Genomic DNA, 17,653 nt, shown 5'->3' on the forward strand with positions numbered 1-17,653 from the left:
AACATGGATGGCAGGAGGATAAAAATGGGACGTAAAGCTTTGATTCTTGGAAGCGATTATGGAACTTATGACATGGCGGTTGAAGCTAGAAACCTGGGGATTTATCTAGTTGTCACAGATTTGATGGAAACTTCGCCTACGAAAGAAATTGCAGATGAAGCATGGATGATCAGCACAACGGATATCGATTCTTTGGAACAAAAATGTATTGAAGAAAATATTACTGCAATTATGGTTGGTGCAAGCGATTTTAACATCAATTGCGCCCGCAAACTGTGTAAAAGGCTTCATCTTCCCATTTATTGCGAAAGCGATAGGGCGTGGGAAGTTGCTACAGATAAGAGTAAATTCAAAGAGGTGTGTAAAGAGGTAGGAGCGAGGATTGCTGAGGATGTGCATTACTCTGAGGATATGTCAGACGAGGAGCTTGCAAAGATTCCGTTTCCTGTGGTAGTGAAGCCTGTTGACAAAAGCGGTAACAGAGGAATGAGTTATTGCAGGAATGTAGAAGAACTCAGAGAGGCATACAGGTATGCGAAGAGCGTTTCGGACAACGAGACAATTATTGTTGAGCGCAAGCTTCATGGACCGGAATGGACGGTGAACTATATTCTGGCGGACGGAGAAATTAACCTGTTTTATTTCAGTAGGGAGCATCATCAGCCAGGGCAGCTGGCAAATCTCTACTCCTTGATGAACACTTCGTCAGGACACCTGAAACAATTTATTGAAGAAGCCAATGAAAAGGTAATTGAAGTATTCAAGAAAGCTGAGTTTAAAGAAGGTATTGCGTGGGTAGAAGTGATGCTTGACGACGATGGGCATTTTTACCTGATTGAGTGCGGCTACCGATACGGCGGCGATATGTCCTATGCATCCTATGAAAAAGTATGCGGTTTCAATTCTATCAAATGGATGGTAGAGACTAGCCTGGGTGTGAAGCATACTGCGGCGAATCTTCCTGCAGCCCTTACCGGTTTGTATATGGGAAGCGCGGCTGCTTACTATTTGTTTGCCGTAAAAGAGGATAAGATTGCAAAGATTATTGGGCTTGATGAGGTTGCAAAGATTCCCGACGTCATCATTGATATGCCTAAGAGAGAGGGAAGCAGAGCCAGATATCATAGCGCCATGGGAGTTATCAGGGCTTATGGCGCAACATGCGAGGAAATGATTGAGAAGATTGATGCGATTAATAAGAATCTAAGGATTCTGAATAAAGAAGGAGAGGATTTGATTCTCTATTTTACGGATTTCGATGCAGTCAGAAGAGATTTCCAGCTTGGTGTAGACGATTATACCTAAGGGCACACCGTAATGCATGCCCTGTGGGCGGACTTCGTCAGATAAGGTATACGAAATAACACAGTCAGGGAGGCGGCAGTTTTGAAGTACAAAACGATAATACAATCTCTGGGAGATTTTAAAGGCAATCGTCTATGGATGAAACGGGAAGATTTGATTCCATTTTCATTTGGCGGCAATAAGGCGCGTAAGGTACAGTTGTTCCTCCGGGAGATTGAGCAAAGTGCATGTGACAGCGTTGTGACGTATGGCAGCGGAAGCTCCAACCATTGTCGCGTGGTTGCTAATATATGTTGCCAGAGAGGTTTGAAGTGTTGTGTTATTAGCCCGAAGGAGGTAAGTAAAAAGACCTTCAACAGCCGAATGATGGAGTTATTCGGGGCAGAGATTATCACAGTTCCCGTGGACAGGGTCCATGACACGATTGAAGAGAAATTGAATGAGCTAAGCAGGGACGGATATCACCCTTATTTCATTGAAGGCGGCGGTCACGGTAATATCGGAACAGAGGCTTATGTACAGTGCTATGGGGAAATAAAAGAACAAGAAAAGGAATTAGGGGTTTTCTTTGATTATATCTTTTTTGCATCAGGGACAGGAACTACCCATGCAGGGTTAGTTTGCGGGCAGATTATGAACGGCGATGAGCGAAAGGTTGTCGGTATCAGTATCGCGCGGAAGAATCCAAGAGGGCGGGATGTTGTATTGAAAAGTATAAAATCTTATTTAGGAGAAGATGCGGATATGGATGCTGCTGAAGGTGCGACAATATTTGTTGATGATTATGCAAACGGGTATGGGAAAAGGGAGAGAAAGGTAGAAGAGACTGTAGAAAATGTGCTGAAACAATATGGTATTCCGTTGGATATGACATATACAGGTAAGGCGTTTTTGGGGATGGATGAGTATTTGGCGGAAATTCGTAATAAAAATGTGTTGTTCATCCATACAGGCGGGACGCCGTTATTTTTTGATATTTTCAGGGAGGAAGAAGAATATGAACATCCTGATACTTGCGGCTGGAACCAGAAATAAAATTGTCCAATATTTTAGAAACACGGTAAGAGATGACGGAGAGGTAGTTGCTACGGATTCAAGCAAACTGGGACCAGCAATTTATGATGCTGACAAATATTATATTGTACCGCCCATAACTGCATCTGGGTATTTGGATGTAATATTAAGTATTTGCAAGAAGGAAAAGATTCATGGCATTTTGAGCCTGATAGATCCTGAGCTGAGCCTTTTGGCAGCGAACGAAGAGAAGTTCAAAGCCATCGGGACGACGGTGATTGGAAGCTCTTACGAGCTGTGTGAACTCGCATTAGACAAATACCGGATGTATCAGTGGTTAGCTTCTCGCGGATACAACTGCGCGCGGTCTTGGATGGAGCGGGACAAGTTTTATAAGGAGGTAAAAGAAGGCGGCATAACTTATCCGGTATTTGTGAAACCTGCGTATGGTTCCGCCTCCATCAGCATTTCCAAGGTCTATGACAAGGAGACGGTTGATAATCTTTTTACCCATGAAGATAACCTGATGATTCAGGAGTTTCTCAACGGACAGGAGATCGGCGCAGACGTGTACATAGATATGCTCTCAGGCGAAGTTGTGTCTATTTTCACAAAGAAAAAAATTCATATGCGCGCCGGGGAAACGGATAAAGCTGTCAGTTTTAAAGATCCCGAACTGTTTGCGTTCATTGAGAAATTTGTGCTGGAAGCTGGTTTTAAAGGGCAGATTGATATCGATATCTTTCGTATCAACGGACAATACTACATTTCTGAGATCAATCCGCGGTTTGGCGGCGGATATCCGCACGCCTATGAATCCGGCTGCAATCACATGGAGCTAATATGGAATAACTTGAACGGCAGGGCAAATAGGAAGCATATTGGCGCCTATGAGGAAGGCATTTATATGATGAAGTATAACGAGTTAAAAATTATCAGGAAATAGGGTGAGGAAAAATATGAACATCCTGTTTTTAACTATAGGGAGATTTGACAGCATAGAGGCGCATTCTATTTATCCGGATTTGTTACGCTGCTTCCGCGATCACGGGCATGAGATATATACCATAACTCCGAATGAGAAGAAAACGGGCAGGAAGACGGAAATGATTCATGAGAAGAGTTCCCATATTTTACGTATTCAAACCGGGGATGTCACAGGCGCTTGTAATATCCTGAAAAAAGGCGTCGAGCAGATGAAGGTTGAGCCGATTTTTATCAAGGCGATAAAGCGGTATTTTTCTGATGTCAGGTTTGAGTTAGTCATGTATTCTACACCTCCGATTACTTTCTGTAAAGTGGTTGAGTATGTGAAGAAAAGAGACGGGGCAAGGAGTTATTTGCTTCTGAAAGATATATTTCCTCAGAATGCAGTTGATTTGGGGATGATGTCAAAGGATGGTGTAAAAAGCCTGGTTTATCATTATTTCCGCGCTAAAGAAAAAAGATTGTATGCATTGTCGGATCGCATCGGCTGCATGTCTCAGGCAAACGTAGATTACATAATAAAGAATAACCCCGGAATCAGACAAGAAAAAATGGAAATCTGTCCTAATGCAATGGAAGTAATCGATCAGAGTGTGGACGATGAGAAAAGGAAATTAATCAGAGAAAAATATGGGATTCCCTTAGATAAAAAAGTTTTCGTTTATGGCGGGAATCTTGGAAAGCCACAGGGAATCCCGTTTCTGATTCAATGTCTGCGAAGGTGCCGGGAAGAAAAAGATGCACATTTCTTAATCGTTGGAAGCGGCAGTGAGTATAGAAAACTGGAAACATTTATTCATTCTGAACATCCAGCGAATGTTAAGCTTATGAAAAAACTCCCTAAGGAAGACTATGACCATATGGTCGGTGCCTGCGATGTGGGAATGATTTTCCTGGATCACTGCTTTACTATTCCGAATTTTCCCAGCCGGATTCTTACATACATGTCTGCGAAACTTCCGGTATTGGCGGTCACAGATCCGAATACCGATATCGGCAGGGTAATTATGGACGGCGGATTTGGATGGTGGTGTGAAAGTGATAATGTGGATGGTTTTGTGAAATATGTAGAGCAGGCGGTAAAGAGCAATATACAGCTGCAAGGTGAAAAGGGGTTCGCTTACTTAAACGATAATTACCACGTGGAAAGGTGCTATGAAATTATTAGCAGTAAACAGGGATAATGGGAATGAAAATACTGATGGTTAATGTTGTATGCGGCATCCGAAGCACTGGAAGAATCTGTACAGACCTTGCCTATGCTCTAAAGCAGTCAGGCAATGAAGTGAAAATAGCATACGGCAGGAAGCAAGCGCCTGCTGAGTTCCAAGATATGTCCATCAGAGTTGGGAATGGTATTGATAATTTATCACACGCGGCGTTGTCGCGCCTGTTTGACGCACAAGGATACGGGAGCGTCAGGGCAACGAAAAAATTTATAAAATGGGTAGAGGAATATAATCCAGATATCATTCACCTTCATAATATTCATGGCTATTATCTGAATATAACACTCCTTTTTGACTTTTTGAAAAAGAGAAATAAGCCGGTTGTATGGACTTTACATGATATGTGGGCATTTACCGGTCATGCAGCTTTCTGTGTAGGGGTTCCATGTTTTAGATATATTGAGGGATGTTTTGATTGCCCAAGGAAAAAAGCATACCCGGAAAGCTTACTGGATAGATCAGAGCTGAATTGGAGGAGAAAAAGAAACCTGATAAGGAGTTTGACAAAACTGAATGTCGTGGTTCCGTCCTATTGGCTTGCGGACATTACAAAAAAGTCGTTCTTAGGAATATACCCGATTCATGTGATACATAACGGAGTTGACACAAAGAATTTTAAGCCGGTCAAGCATGATATCAGGAAAAAATATGGAATCAAAAAGGAAAAGATTGCATTAGGAGTAGCGGCAATATGGGATGAAAGAAAAGGGCTCATGGATTTGGTAGAATTGTCGCAGAAATTAGATGAGGAATATCAGTTTATTGTGGTTGGTCTTACCAATAGGCAAATGGAGTCGTTGCCATCGAATATTATTGGAATTCAACATACGAATTCAGTACAGGAATTGGCAGAGCTATATTCGGCGGCGGATGTATTTGTAAATCCTACCTATGATGATAATTATCCAACAACAAATATTGAGGCGATTGCCTGCGGGACGCCAGTTATTACATATGATACGGGAGGAAGCGGAGAAAGCGCGTCAAAATTCGGATGCGTGGTGAAGCGTGGGGACAGGAAAGAAATGAAAAAAGCAATAAAGGAATACGCAGGCAAAAAATTAGAGTCGGGAGATCCAATGATGTATGATGTTTCAGTTAATAGAACAATAGAGCAATATCTGGCGCTCTATTCCTCTCTTATAAGGGGGGGGGGGTAAAAAGGACGATATTTTTGATAATCATAGGGCGGGGAGTCTCTGGCGGTCTGCACCGTTTTAGCGGAGGGGCAGAAGCATGAGTAAGATTCTTTCTATTGGCATTACCTCCTATAAACGTGTGAATGAATTAGTAAGGTGTATTAACAGCATTGGAACAAAATATGTGGATGATATAGAAATTCTGGTAAGCGAAGATCATTCACCGCAGTCTGCTCAGCTCAAAGCCGAGGTTGAAAAGATGAAAGAAAGCAGTCCTTATGATATTCGTTTTACCACTAATGAAGTGAATTTAGGATATGACAGGAATCTTGGCGCAATCATTCAGAAATGCCGGGGCGATTATATTTTCTTTATGAGCGATGATGATATTGTCTTTGAGGGGTGTATTGACAGGCTGATTCCGATATTGAAACAAAATGGAGAGAAATGCGGCGTACTCTACGGTCCGTTTATATATTCGAGAGACAAGACCAGGGACAGGGTGAGAAGTTGTAATGGATATATATCTGCCGGAGAAGAAAACGCAGCGAAGTATGTCTATGACTCTATTTTATTTTCTGGTTTGATATTCAAGAAAAAATTTGTCCAGGATTTCGACGCATCGCAATTCGTTAATTATAACTATTTTCAGGTATATCTGTTTTTGCAGATGATGTTCCGATATGGCGCATATTATATAAACGAACCAATGGTTGTGTGCGTAGGAGACGGTGAAAATGCGTATGGCATATCCGATTCAAGCGGTGGGAATCAGCTTCTGGCGAACCGAAAGAGTGTGAAGTCAAATCTGGAATTTAATAGAACACTCATAAAAACCATAAGAAAATTTGATGAAGAGACCGGATGCCATATCATCAAGGCGTTTGAAAAGCAATATTCCCTGCATTCTTATTCCGGATTATCGATGGCAAGAGAGGAAGGAATCAAGTATTTTGAAGAGTATTGGGATATGCTGAAAAAACTTGATATGAGAATGTATCCCGTGTCCTATGCCTACTATCTGATACTCAGGATTTTTGGAACGAAGAAAGCGGAAATCCTGATGTCAAAACTGAGGAAGCTGGTTAAAAAGGAGTAGAAGCATGACTGTTTCTGTCGCATTGACAACTTATAACGGAATGAAGTACATAAAGGAACAATTAGACTCGATTGCAGGACAGACATATACTCCGGAAGAGGTTGTGATTATCGACGACTGTTCAACGGACGGTACATATGAATATGTCTGCAATTATATACGGGAGCGAAATCTATCTGGCTGGGTGGTATTCCAAAATCCTGAAAATCAGGGCTGGAAACGTAATTTCAGAATTGCCTTCCAAAAATGCCGGGGAGATTTCATCTTTTTATGCGATCAGGATGATGTATGGCATGATTACAAAATTTATGAAATGAAGAAGGTTATGGAAAATAATCCTTGCATATCACTGCTTGTCTCTAATTATTCTGTAATGGATATTGACAGAGAAGAAAAAGTAAGAATACCCGGCTTGAATAAAAACGACGGTTCAGTTACGCGGCTGCCGTTTCAGGAGCACGCCCTTACGTTAATGCGGCCCGGATGTACGTATTGTGCAGCGAAATCACTGATTGATAAATTGTGGGAAAAAGACCTGATTCATGAGCCGCATGATCAGATGTTGTGGAATTATGCGGCAATCAACGATGGATTATATCTGTTTAACAGAATAACCATGAGATACAGACGGCACTCAGACAGCGCTTCGACTCCGGAACTATCATTAAGCAAAAAAAGAAGATATCAGGAAATGAAAGAGAGCGTCAGGCTTTGCGGTTTTTTTGTAAAAAGATGCGAAGAGCAAGGCATGGATGACAAAGTAAAAATTATAAATGGACATATCCGTTTTGTGACAGAAAGAGCCAGGATGTTAAAAAGAGGAGCGCTGGTAAAATTACTGTTTTTTCAGATTAAAAATCATAAACACTACGCAACGCTTCGGAATATGCTGTCTGATGAATATTTGATAGTATTCAGAAAATAAAAGCGTTTAAAAATTGAAGAGGACATTTTCCGTATGGTTTCTATTATCTTTTTAACATGTGTATTGACGACAATGCTGGCAATCTGTATGTTGTCGTTCAAGAGATATCTTTTAACTCCGCAGTTTGGATTGCTCGTATGCTTTATTTTAGCGTTGATTGGCTGCATGATATATGCAAAGCGGTGGAATTTAGAATTTTCTGCAATCACGCTCTTAGTTGTTTTGGCTGGTTTTGCGTCGATTGTATTCGTGTCTTTATTTTTTCAGCATAAATATCGGCTGAATGGTAATCTGGCAGAGGCGGTAAGAAGGAATGATGGCTCAGAAATTTCCGTAAAAAAAGTAAGAGTTATTATTTGGACGGTCATCCAGGTTGTGAATCTCTATCTGGTAATTCAATTTTTAAGAACTCAGACTGGAACTCTGTCGTTACAAGTGGCGATTAATTCCTATCGCAATTCGATTTATCTGACAGGCGACGCGGTAGCCCTTCCGTTTTTTACCAGGGTTATAAGGAGTATGTGCATATACTCAAGTTATCTGTTTTTGTATTTATTATTCTATAACGCAGTCAACAAGATAAAATCAAAGCTAAATAAATACTATATCATCAATATCGTCTGTGCCGCCGTTACTTCTCTGCTAATCGGGGGAAGCCGGGGGAGTCTGCTCCAGTATTTGATAGCGGGGCTTGCAATCTATTTTACACTATATACTTTTAAGTATTATCGTGCGTTTTCATTTAAACAGGTATTTTATGCCTTGGTGATAGCGGGAGTATTTCTGCTTTTGTTTGGGCAGATGTCAGAATGGCTTGGAAGAGGCGAGGTTGAAGAATTAGGGGATACGCTATTTACCTACTTATCAGGGGGAATGGCTAATTTAGACACTTATTTAAGACACAGTGAATTTTACAAGACAGATAGAAATTATACATTCGTTGAATTGGTCAACTTTTATTATAGGCTGACAGGACAAGGACATTTACAGTATAGAGGTCTTCTGTCCGATGTATACATGTCAAGAAGAGGATTTGGAACGGGAAATATTTATACGATGTTCGCCAGTTATTATCATGATGGAGAGATGGCTGCTGTTGTGCTGTATTGCGCTCTTATGGCATTTATCGGACAGTGGCTTTTGAAAATGACGATTAATAGTTTCAGGGGAGGCAGAATCAACATTCCGATGGTTATATACGGTTATCTGTTTTTTGACTATATTCAATGTAATTTTTCAAATCGGTTCTATTATCAGTTTTTCACGGTCAATATGTTAAAATTCGTAGTCTTCCTGATTGCATTCAAATTTTTCCTGACGACAGATTTAATCAAGATAGACTATAAAGGTCAAAGGATATAGGAGGAGGTTTCAATGGATATTAAGAAGCTATATTCTGTCGATTTAGTAGCCTTCGATTTTTTTGATACCCTTGTACATAGAACGTGCGACCCTGAAAAAATACTGTCGATGTGGGCAAAGGCGGTAAAAGAAAAGTACAGTTTAAGTATCTCCTCATCGGAGATATATAAAATCAGAAAGCAATCTGAGATAAAACTGCGCAAATCCGGATTCCAGGATGTGACATACCGTCAGATGCTCCGTGGGATCCATTCAGAATTAACAGCTTTGGGCTTCCTGAAACAAATTAATATTTCAGAATTTGAATCCGAATCTTACCAAATCGAGTATCAATATGAATTAGAGCATCTTTTCCTGGATGCTGAGAATATGGAACTTGCCAGGATATGTACAGAAAATGGAAAGGATGTAATCATAATCTCGGATTTTTATCATAGTAAAGAATTTATCGGAAATATTTGCAAAAAATTGGGGATTCGTCAGTTTTTCAAAGATATCTACGTCTCTTGCGATTACAATGCAAGGAAATCCACCGGAGAATTATATAAGGTTGTATTAAAATTAAATGATACGCCTCCAAAAAGATGTTTGATGATTGGCGACCATCCGATATCGGATCAGAGAGTACCAGGAAAGATGGGGATTCAGGTGTTTCCGGTGAGCTATACGGGCGTCAGCGGATTTATTACTGACAAAAACGAAATGGAACGGATTGCCCGTGGTATGAGCAATGGAGCACATGTTTTAGATGGCTACGTGGGAATTATGTATCTATTTACTGCCAGGCTATATGAGATTGCATCCGTCGGAAAATGCCGAAAACTACTGTTTTGCTCCAGAGAGGGGCAGCTGTTAAAGAAGCTTTTTGATATCTACCAAGAAATTGCACACAAGGATCATTGGATTGACAACGAGTATCTCTATATATCGAGAAGGGCTACTTTTCTTGCATCTTTGAGAGAATGTGGAAAAGAGGATTTTTCTCGTATGTTCCTGAATTATGATTCTTTGACGGTCGTAGATTTTTTAGATAATATTGGATTCAATCAAGGTGAAATTGCGGACGTCCTTGGCAGGACCGGTATTGAACGGGATATGCCTGCGGTTCCGAGGGGAAAGAGGGCTGAATTTGATGAGTTTCTTGAAAATGATGAATTTATCAGACTATTTAATGAAAAGAGAGAAGAAGCAAATTTACTTTTAAAAGAATATATACGGCAGATAAATGGGAATTCCCCGATCTGGATGGTAGATATTGGATGGCGGGGGTCTATCCAGGATAATCTGTTTTTGGCGTTTGGGCGGAAAGTAGAGATTACCGGTCTTTATTTTGGGTTGAAAAATGCAGTGAGAACGGCAAAAAATAAAAAGATTGGAATAATTTTTGATAATTATGAAGATGAGAAAAATTACAGTCTGATGTCTTTTAACTATTTAGATTTGGAAAAAGTATGTGCGGCGGATCATGGTCCTGTTATCGGATATGACAGAAAGGGAAAAATGATTGAACCGAAAATTCTTGAATCAGAAGAGGAATTGGCAATCTATCGCTATATGAAAGAGGGACAGGATAGATTGGCGGAGTCCTTTGCCAGGCTTTGCCTGCAGTTTGACGATTCAATCTATGGATATTCTGACCTGGTATATGCTTTAAAATCCGGCTATCTGTTCCATTTATGCGTCCGGCAGCCTGAGAATTATAAATATTATTTTGATTATAGAAACATTGTGGTTGAGAATTTTGGCGCTAAGACTACAGAGATACGAAATAAGTTTACGTTCAAAGGATACTCGGAACAGTTTCATTGGGGACTGGTGAATTATATATTCCGGTTCTTGGACAAGGCACATTTGAAGGCAATGTATCCTGTGGGCAGGGCATATTGCAGATTTCTATATTGTTTGAAAAAGAGAAGGTTGAAAAGAGTGGAAAATGAATGGATTAATCAAAAAATATGATTCACTCCCGAAACAACTGCGAGCCTCATTTTGGTACTTAATCTGTAATTTTGTACAAAAGGCGGTAGCAGTGATATTTACGCCCATCTTTACACGCTTGCTGACAACGCAGGAATATGGGCATTATGGGATCTTTAATTCTTGGGATTTGATTATTTCTGTGTTTGTTACCCTGAATCTGTCATACGGAGTATTCACGCAAGGTATGGTTAAAAACAGCGGCGACAGGAAATCATTTGCCGCATCATTTCAGGGATTAACATTTGTATTGTTTTGTATATGGATATTCATTTACATATTGTTTCACGTTAATTTGAACCGTATGACGGGGCTTAGTACGAGAGAAATGCTGGTAATGCTTGGATCGTCCTGGACGTCTGCAGCTTATGGATTATGGGCGGCGGAACAGAGAATCGATTATCATTACCGGAAATTAATACTCACGACGCTTACTGCGGCAATATGCGGACCATCCCTTGGCGTCGTATTTGTAAACATATTCCCGGATAGAGTATTTGGAAGAGTATTTGCAACTTTTATAGTGAATGTTCTCGTCTATATGGGGCCTGTTTTTTCTCAGTTTTTCAACGGGGGGAAAATAATCAATACCAGGTATTGGAGGTATGCGCTGCTGTTTAACATTCCTCTGATCCCCCATTATCTGTCCCAGACCTTACTTAGTAATTCTGACAGAATTATGATTGAGAAAATGGCTGGTTCTTCGGAATCCGGTATCTACAACCTTGCATACTCTGTGGCGGTGACGATGATTTTTTTTAATTCCGCATTGCTTCAGACGATTCACCCCTGGCTTTACCAGAAGATAAAAGACAGGAATACAAAACAGATTAAGACGGTAGTATATCCTGCCTTTTTCATTATCGGTTTTGTTAATTTAGTTTTGATTATTTTCGCGCCGGAAGCGGTTGCAATATTTGCGCCGCCGCAGTATCGGGAAGCAATCTGGGTAATTCCTCCGGTAGCTATGAGCAGTTTGTTTAATTTCTCATATGGTTTGTTTGCAGATTTTGAATTCTATTATGACAAACCATATCTGGCAACTTTCGCTTCTGTTGCAGGAGCTGTTCTTAATTTGATATTAAACTTTTTATTTATCCGGTTATTCGGATATTTTGCCGCCGGTTATACCACGCTTGTCTGTTACATTTTATTTGCGGTCTTGCATTATTATTTTATGATTAAAATATGTAATACATATATGGAGGGGAGCAGGCCTTATGATACCAAACTGTTAGTAATTGGTTCGGGGCTGTTCCTTCTTCTGGGGTTTGCTTTTATGTTTACCTATCGTTATCCAATCATAAGATATGGATTGGTTTTTATCGGCCTGGTTATGATTTTGATATTCAGGCGGAGATGGATGTGCTATCTAAAAATGTTTATTGATTTACGGAATGGTGGGGGATAATGAGCTTTAGAGAGTATTTGAATTCAAACAGAACAGAATTTTGTACAGGATGCAGCGCTTGTTCGGCGGTTTGCCCTACGGACGCTTTGCATATGGTACAAGACGAAACGGGATATTATGTTTCGGAATTTGATGCGTCGAAATGTATCAATTGCAATAAATGCAGCAACATCTGCCCAATCCTTTCACCGAAAGAATATCCATATCGGGGTAAACGCCCGGCGTCCTATGCTGTCCAAATGCATGACGAACTCAGGAGCAAGTGTTCATCCGGAGGAGTATTTCTTGCCGCCGCACAAGCCGTTATTGATGTAAAAAAAGGAACCGTATTCGGCGCGGCATGGGAGGGTGAGGTTTTATATCATTGCGGCGTAGATAATGTTGACGGCTTGCTTAAATTGTGCGGTTCTAAATACATACAGAGCCATATGTCAGGCACGTTCCGCCAAATCAAGAAATTACTGCAAAACAAGGAGACGGTTCTATTCTGTGGGTGTCCCTGTCAGGTGGCGGGATTATATTCATATTTGGGCAAAGACGATGAAAATTTATATACAATAGACCTGCTGTGTTACTATGCGCCCTCTGTTCGGATGTTCCAGGATTATTTAAAAGAAACTTATCGTGGAACAGCAAAAAGTTGGAATTTTCGGGATAAAGAACTTGGATGGGACTGTGAAAACCTAACGGTTTTCACTGTCCCGGATATGAAGCGGCAGACGTCTGAGGATTTAGGGACAAAGAATTTGGATGGGACTGTGAAAAAAATCATCCGTTCCCGGGATATCGATCTGTTTGAACAGGCTTTCCATTCGCATCTGCTGATGAGCGAGCATTGTCAAAAGTGTAATTTTAACAGAATCCCTCGTCAGGGAGATATCACATTGGGAGACTTTTGGGGGATAGCAAAATTTGATAAGAGTTTTGCGGATGAGAAGGGAACCAGCATCGTTATCGTAAACAGTGAGAAAGGCAGAAAACTTCTGGAGCTTTGCGGTAAAAAGCTCAGGAAAATAAAGAAAACCGATTTAAAATACATAAAAGGCAACCGAATTGGAAAAGATGCGGACGTTGTAAGAAGCGAAGCATGCAAAAGATTCTACGATCTATATCAAGCGTCTTCCAATTTTAACAAATCAAGTAATTATGCCCTTTCGTGCCGTCATGACGTTGGGATTGTCGGGTGCTGGGATATAAAAAACTATGGCTCGCAGCTTACCTATTATTCTCTTTACAAAATACTGAATCGAATGGGGTATTCGGCGGTATTGATTGGCTGTCACAAAAAAGCACAGTATCAATCTGTCGGAACGGCGGAACTGTTCAGAGACAATCCCTATCCTGCATATGATATTTCCCGTCAGTATGATAACCGGCCTGAAATGATTGAAGCAAACGCATTGGCGGATACGTTCGTAGTTGGTTCGGATCAAGTCTGGAATTATGGGCTTTATAAACATTTCGGAGAATTCACTTTGCTGGATTTTGTGTTCTCGAATAAAAATAAAATCGCATATGCGGCTTCTTTTGGAGGGAATTACTGGAAAGGGAGTGAAATAGAAAGGGTGTTCTTTCAGTTTTGCTTAAATAGATTTCATAAAATTTCTGTTCGGGAGACGTCGGGCGTAGAATTATGCAGTCAAAAGTTTGGCTGTCATGCGGATTGGGTAATCGATCCGGTTTTTTTAGCCGGCGCCGACGTGCTTTCCGGGCTTGCGCGAAAGGCAAGTGTGGATGTATCTGGCAGGTATGTGTTTGCGTATCTTCTTGATTATTCAAAGGATAAGGTTAATGTGCTTAACCAAATCTGTAATAGGACAGGCTGTAAGAGTGTGGTGGTTACAGATCCAAACCAGGCAATAGATCCTGCATGGAAAGGTTATGTCCGCGTAGACGCTCATCTGGAGGACTGGCTGTGGTTATTTCAAAATGCGGAGTATGTATTGACTGATTCGTTTCATGGAATGTGTGTATCACTCATCTTTCATAAGAATTTTACGGCGGTGGTCAATCAGAAGAGAGGGGCGGCAAGGTTCCATGATTACGCCGCTATGTTTGGACTGGATGAATATATTCTGCAGTCAGCGTCAACGGCATTATCCGGGGAATTTAAACTTTCACAAGTAGATTATGAAAGGATTGACAGGCAGATATCGGATGCTGTGGAGTCAGGGATGGCATGGCTTAAAGATGCAATAAATCCTGACATGCCGGATAAAGGCGGCTTGACTGCTTATGACGAAAGCCTTATTCGCAGATATCAGGCAAGCCGTCAAAGATTTCGATATCGATTATTAAATTCTAAACCAATCAGATATTCAAAAGAATACGGATTTGGTGAAATGTGCGTAATGGCGTTCAAAAGCCTGCGCATCAGATTGAGAGGTTAAAAAGGAGGCTAAAAACCTATGAGCGAGTTTCGTGGAGCAACATTGCTGATCACTGGCGGCACCGGCAGTTTCGGGGCTGCTGTGTTAAAACATTTTCTGGAGACAGACATAGGACAGATCCGCATATTCAGCCGTGATGAAAAGAAGCAGGACGATATGCGTCACGGGCTTCAGGTGAAGCATCCAGATTATGCCGGAAAGGTTAAGTTTTATATTGGTGACGTCAGAGACCCGCGTTCTGTGGCTGACGCTGTGTCGGGCGTGGATTACATATTTCATGCGGCGGCTTTAAAGCAAGTTCCGTCCTGTGAGTTCTTTCCCATGCAGGCAGTTAAGACGAATGTAGAAGGCACGGACAACGTCCTTCACGCGGCGGTGGACGCCGGTGTAAAGAAGGTCGTCTGCCTTTCAACGGATAAGGCGGCATATCCCATTAATGCGATGGGAATCAGCAAGGCGATGATGGAGCATGTTATTTTCGCAAACGCTCGCGTTGCTGCCAGGAAAGGCGGCACGATGATCTGCTGTACCCGTTATGGGAATGTGATGTGCAGCCGCGGCAGCGTAATTCCCCTTTTCATTGAGCAGATTAAAGCGGGGAACCCTGTCACGATTACGAATCCGGAGATGACCCGGTTTCTTATGAATCTGGATGAAGCGGTGGAGTTGGTACGTTTCGCATTCCACCATGGGGCTCCAGGCGACCTGTTCATCCAAAAAGCGGCCGCGTCTACAATCGGAGACCTGGCAAAAGGAGTTCAGAAACTTTTTGGAGATACCGGTACATATGTGATTGGGACACGGCATGGCGAGAAGCTCTATGAGACGCTGATGACCAGGGAAGAGAGATTGCGCAGTGAAGACATGGGGCGGTATTTCCGCGTTTCTGCAGATAACCGTGACCTGAACTATGACAAATATTTTGTGAAGGGACAGGTCTTGACCCAGGCAGAGGAGTCTTATACATCTCACAATACCACGCTGCTCGATGTTGACGGAGTCGCAGATAAGATTCTCACAACAGATTATGTACAGGAGCAGCTTGCAGCCATGCGGTGAATTTTACCGTCAAAATTATTCGGAGTTAAATCGATATGGAAAACAAGATATACTCACAACATTATTAATCTAAGTGGGACAGAAAATCTTGTCACTGTAATGTGGGCGAATGAAATATTTGATCCGAATCATCCAGATACATTTGGCGAATCGGTTTCATATCATCGGGATAGAGAAAGGGGGAATGAATAATGAAAAAGAACGGAAATGTGGTATATATCGTATCGTTGGTAATTTCGTTGGTAATTTCTATTTACGCCATTGTTTTTCCAGAGCATTTTTCGCGCATTTCCAATGCAGTATTTTGCTTTTTGACGGAGAGCTTTTCCTGGTTCTATCAGCTTGTGATGTTCGGCTTTGTGGTCTTTGTTTTATGCGTTGCATTTTCTAAGTACGGGAACATCCGGCTTGGCAGGGACGATTCAAAGCCGGATTACAGTGTGTTTTCCTGGTTTGCAATGCTGTTCTGTGCGGGGATGGGCGTTGGATTAGTATTCTGGGGGATTTCGGAACCAGTTTCCCATTATGTGAATCCTGTGGCAGGAATAGAGCCGGGAACAGCAGAAGCCGCGGATTTTGCTATGAGAGCCTCTTTTATGCATTGGGGAATCCATCCCTGGGCAAATTATGCAGTTGTCGGGCTGGCGCTTGCATACTTTCAGTACCGGAAAGGAAGACCAGGCTTAATGAGTTCGGCGTTAACCGGAATCCTTGGGGGAAATACGAGAGGATGGCTTGGCATGGCAACCGATATACTTGCTGCATTCGCAAGTATCGCAGGTATTGTGACTTCTCTTGGATTAGGCGTTCTTCAAATTAATAGCGGTTTTCATAAAATGTTTGGCATACCAGACACGCTCAGGGTACAGATTATTATCATTGCGATTGTGACGGCTATTTTTATGGCGTCTGCCATTTCAGGGATTGACAGAGGTGTAAAAATTTTATCTAATATGAACGTATATCTTGCGATTACGTTGATGGCTGGGACGTTTCTCGTAGGCCCTAAAATCGAGATATTTAGTAATCTTGTGAATGGTATCGGGGGTTATATCAATGGTTTCCTTCAGGATAGTTTGTCAATTTCCCCGTATGCAAAGACTGCCCAATGGATTAAGGCATGGCGTATCTTTTATTGGGCATGGTGGATTGCGTGGGCGCCTTTTGTAGGACTGTTTATTGCTAGGATTTCAAAGGGCAGGACCATCAGGGAGTTTGTGCTGGGAGTTGTTGGGGCGCCAACCCTTGCGTCGGTTATTTGGTTTGCTATTTTTGGATCCATGGGGATTCACCTGGGGCAGAACGGCACGATGGGGCAGGGAGAAATGCAGGAAATTGCTGCCGCGCCTGAGTCGGGAGTTTTTTCGGTGTTGAGTCATTATCAATTCGGGACGATTTTATCGGTTATTGCACTGGTACTACTGTTGATATTCTTTGTTACATCGGCTGATTCCGGGACATTTGTTTTGGCAATGCTTTCCTCAGAGGGGAATATGAATCCGCCCAGGGCTAAAAAAATTGTATGGGGTCTTCTGCAGTCTTTTATGTCTATTGGCCTGCTTGTCAGCGGCGGGCTGAAACCGCTCCAAACCATATCGATTGTTGCAGCCTTCCCATTTGCGTTTGTAATGATTGGGGCGTGTATATCGTTGGTTAAGGCGTTGGGGGAGGAGGGCGTTATGGAACAGGCGGTTTCTGTTGCTGAAACGTCGGAAGAGAGTTTGAAAACGTAATTTACTCAAGGGAAGCCAAGCAG

The 17,653-nt window shown here is 41.8% G+C and carries 13 protein-coding genes and 1 pseudogene; all 14 read left to right on the forward strand.

The features are described 5' to 3' along the window. Nucleotides 1-24: 24 nt before the first annotated feature. The 14 genes and pseudogenes from AC6I3O_RS03730 (at nt 25) to AC6I3O_RS03795 (ending at nt 17,630) form a co-directional block, all read left to right on the forward strand. Nucleotides 25-1,305 carry an ATP-grasp domain-containing protein gene (locus tag AC6I3O_RS03730; protein ID WP_497849779.1) on the forward strand — a complete coding sequence of 427 codons (1,281 nt, stop codon included), beginning with the start codon at nt 25-27 and terminating at the stop codon, nt 1,303-1,305. 81 nt (nt 1,306-1,386) lie between these two features. Beyond that, nucleotides 1,387-2,340 (forward strand): 1-aminocyclopropane-1-carboxylate deaminase/D-cysteine desulfhydrase, encoded by a 954-nt coding sequence (locus AC6I3O_RS03735; protein WP_497849780.1) that lies wholly within the window; start codon nt 1,387-1,389, stop codon nt 2,338-2,340. Next, the gene (locus AC6I3O_RS03740; RefSeq protein ID WP_497849781.1) at nt 2,303-3,265 is read left to right on the forward strand and encodes an ATP-grasp domain-containing protein; all 963 of its coding nucleotides are present in this window, start codon (nt 2,303-2,305) and stop codon (nt 3,263-3,265) included. Before AC6I3O_RS03735 ends, AC6I3O_RS03740 begins: the two co-directional genes overlap by 38 nt. A 13-nt stretch (nt 3,266-3,278) precedes the next feature. Next, nucleotides 3,279-4,490 (forward strand): glycosyltransferase family 4 protein, encoded by a 1,212-nt coding sequence (locus AC6I3O_RS03745; RefSeq protein WP_497849782.1) that lies wholly within the window; start codon nt 3,279-3,281, stop codon nt 4,488-4,490. A 5-nt stretch (nt 4,491-4,495) separates the two neighbouring features. Continuing rightward, nucleotides 4,496-5,695, forward strand: a complete 1,200-nt coding sequence (locus AC6I3O_RS03750) for a glycosyltransferase (RefSeq protein ID WP_497849783.1) — start codon at nt 4,496-4,498, stop codon at nt 5,693-5,695. Between the two features lie 76 nt (nt 5,696-5,771). After that, entirely contained in the window at nt 5,772-6,773 is a 1,002-nt protein-coding gene (locus AC6I3O_RS03755) for a glycosyltransferase family 2 protein (protein ID WP_497849784.1), read from the forward strand. 4 nt (nt 6,774-6,777) lie between these two features. After that, nucleotides 6,778-7,698: a glycosyltransferase gene (locus AC6I3O_RS03760; RefSeq protein WP_497849785.1), complete on the forward strand. Its 921-nt coding sequence runs from the start codon at nt 6,778-6,780 to the stop codon at nt 7,696-7,698. Between the two features lie 33 nt (nt 7,699-7,731). Next, the gene (locus AC6I3O_RS03765) at nt 7,732-9,060 is read left to right on the forward strand and encodes an O-antigen polymerase (RefSeq protein ID WP_497849786.1); all 1,329 of its coding nucleotides are present in this window, start codon (nt 7,732-7,734) and stop codon (nt 9,058-9,060) included. Between the two features lie 12 nt (nt 9,061-9,072). Beyond that, complete coding sequence (locus AC6I3O_RS03770; protein WP_497849787.1) at nt 9,073-11,019, forward strand: HAD family hydrolase; 1,947 nt, start codon at nt 9,073-9,075, stop codon at nt 11,017-11,019. Then, a complete protein-coding gene (locus AC6I3O_RS03775; RefSeq protein WP_497849788.1) occupies nt 10,994-12,448 on the forward strand; it encodes a lipopolysaccharide biosynthesis protein in 1,455 nt (484 codons plus the stop codon). The genes AC6I3O_RS03770 and AC6I3O_RS03775 overlap by 26 nt, the downstream gene beginning before the upstream one ends. Then, on the forward strand, nt 12,448-14,838 hold the full coding sequence (locus AC6I3O_RS03780) for a polysaccharide pyruvyl transferase family protein (RefSeq protein WP_497849789.1): 2,391 nt from the start codon (nt 12,448-12,450) through the stop codon (nt 14,836-14,838). The genes AC6I3O_RS03775 and AC6I3O_RS03780 overlap by 1 nt, the downstream gene beginning before the upstream one ends. Before the next feature lie 18 nt (nt 14,839-14,856). Beyond that, a complete protein-coding gene (locus tag AC6I3O_RS03785) occupies nt 14,857-15,897 on the forward strand; it encodes a polysaccharide biosynthesis protein (RefSeq protein WP_497849790.1) in 1,041 nt (346 codons plus the stop codon). 48 nt (nt 15,898-15,945) lie between these two features. Beyond that, a pseudogene (locus AC6I3O_RS03790) lies at nt 15,946-16,089 on the forward strand (polysaccharide biosynthesis C-terminal domain-containing protein); the annotation flags it as partial. Next, nucleotides 16,089-17,630, forward strand: coding sequence for a BCCT family transporter (locus tag AC6I3O_RS03795; protein WP_497849791.1), 1,542 nt, complete (start codon nt 16,089-16,091; stop codon nt 17,628-17,630). The pseudogene AC6I3O_RS03790 and the gene AC6I3O_RS03795, both read left to right, overlap by 1 nt. The last annotated feature ends 23 nt before the right edge of the window (nt 17,631-17,653 follow it).

The organism is Sporofaciens sp. St.21A7 (assembly GCF_059728535.1).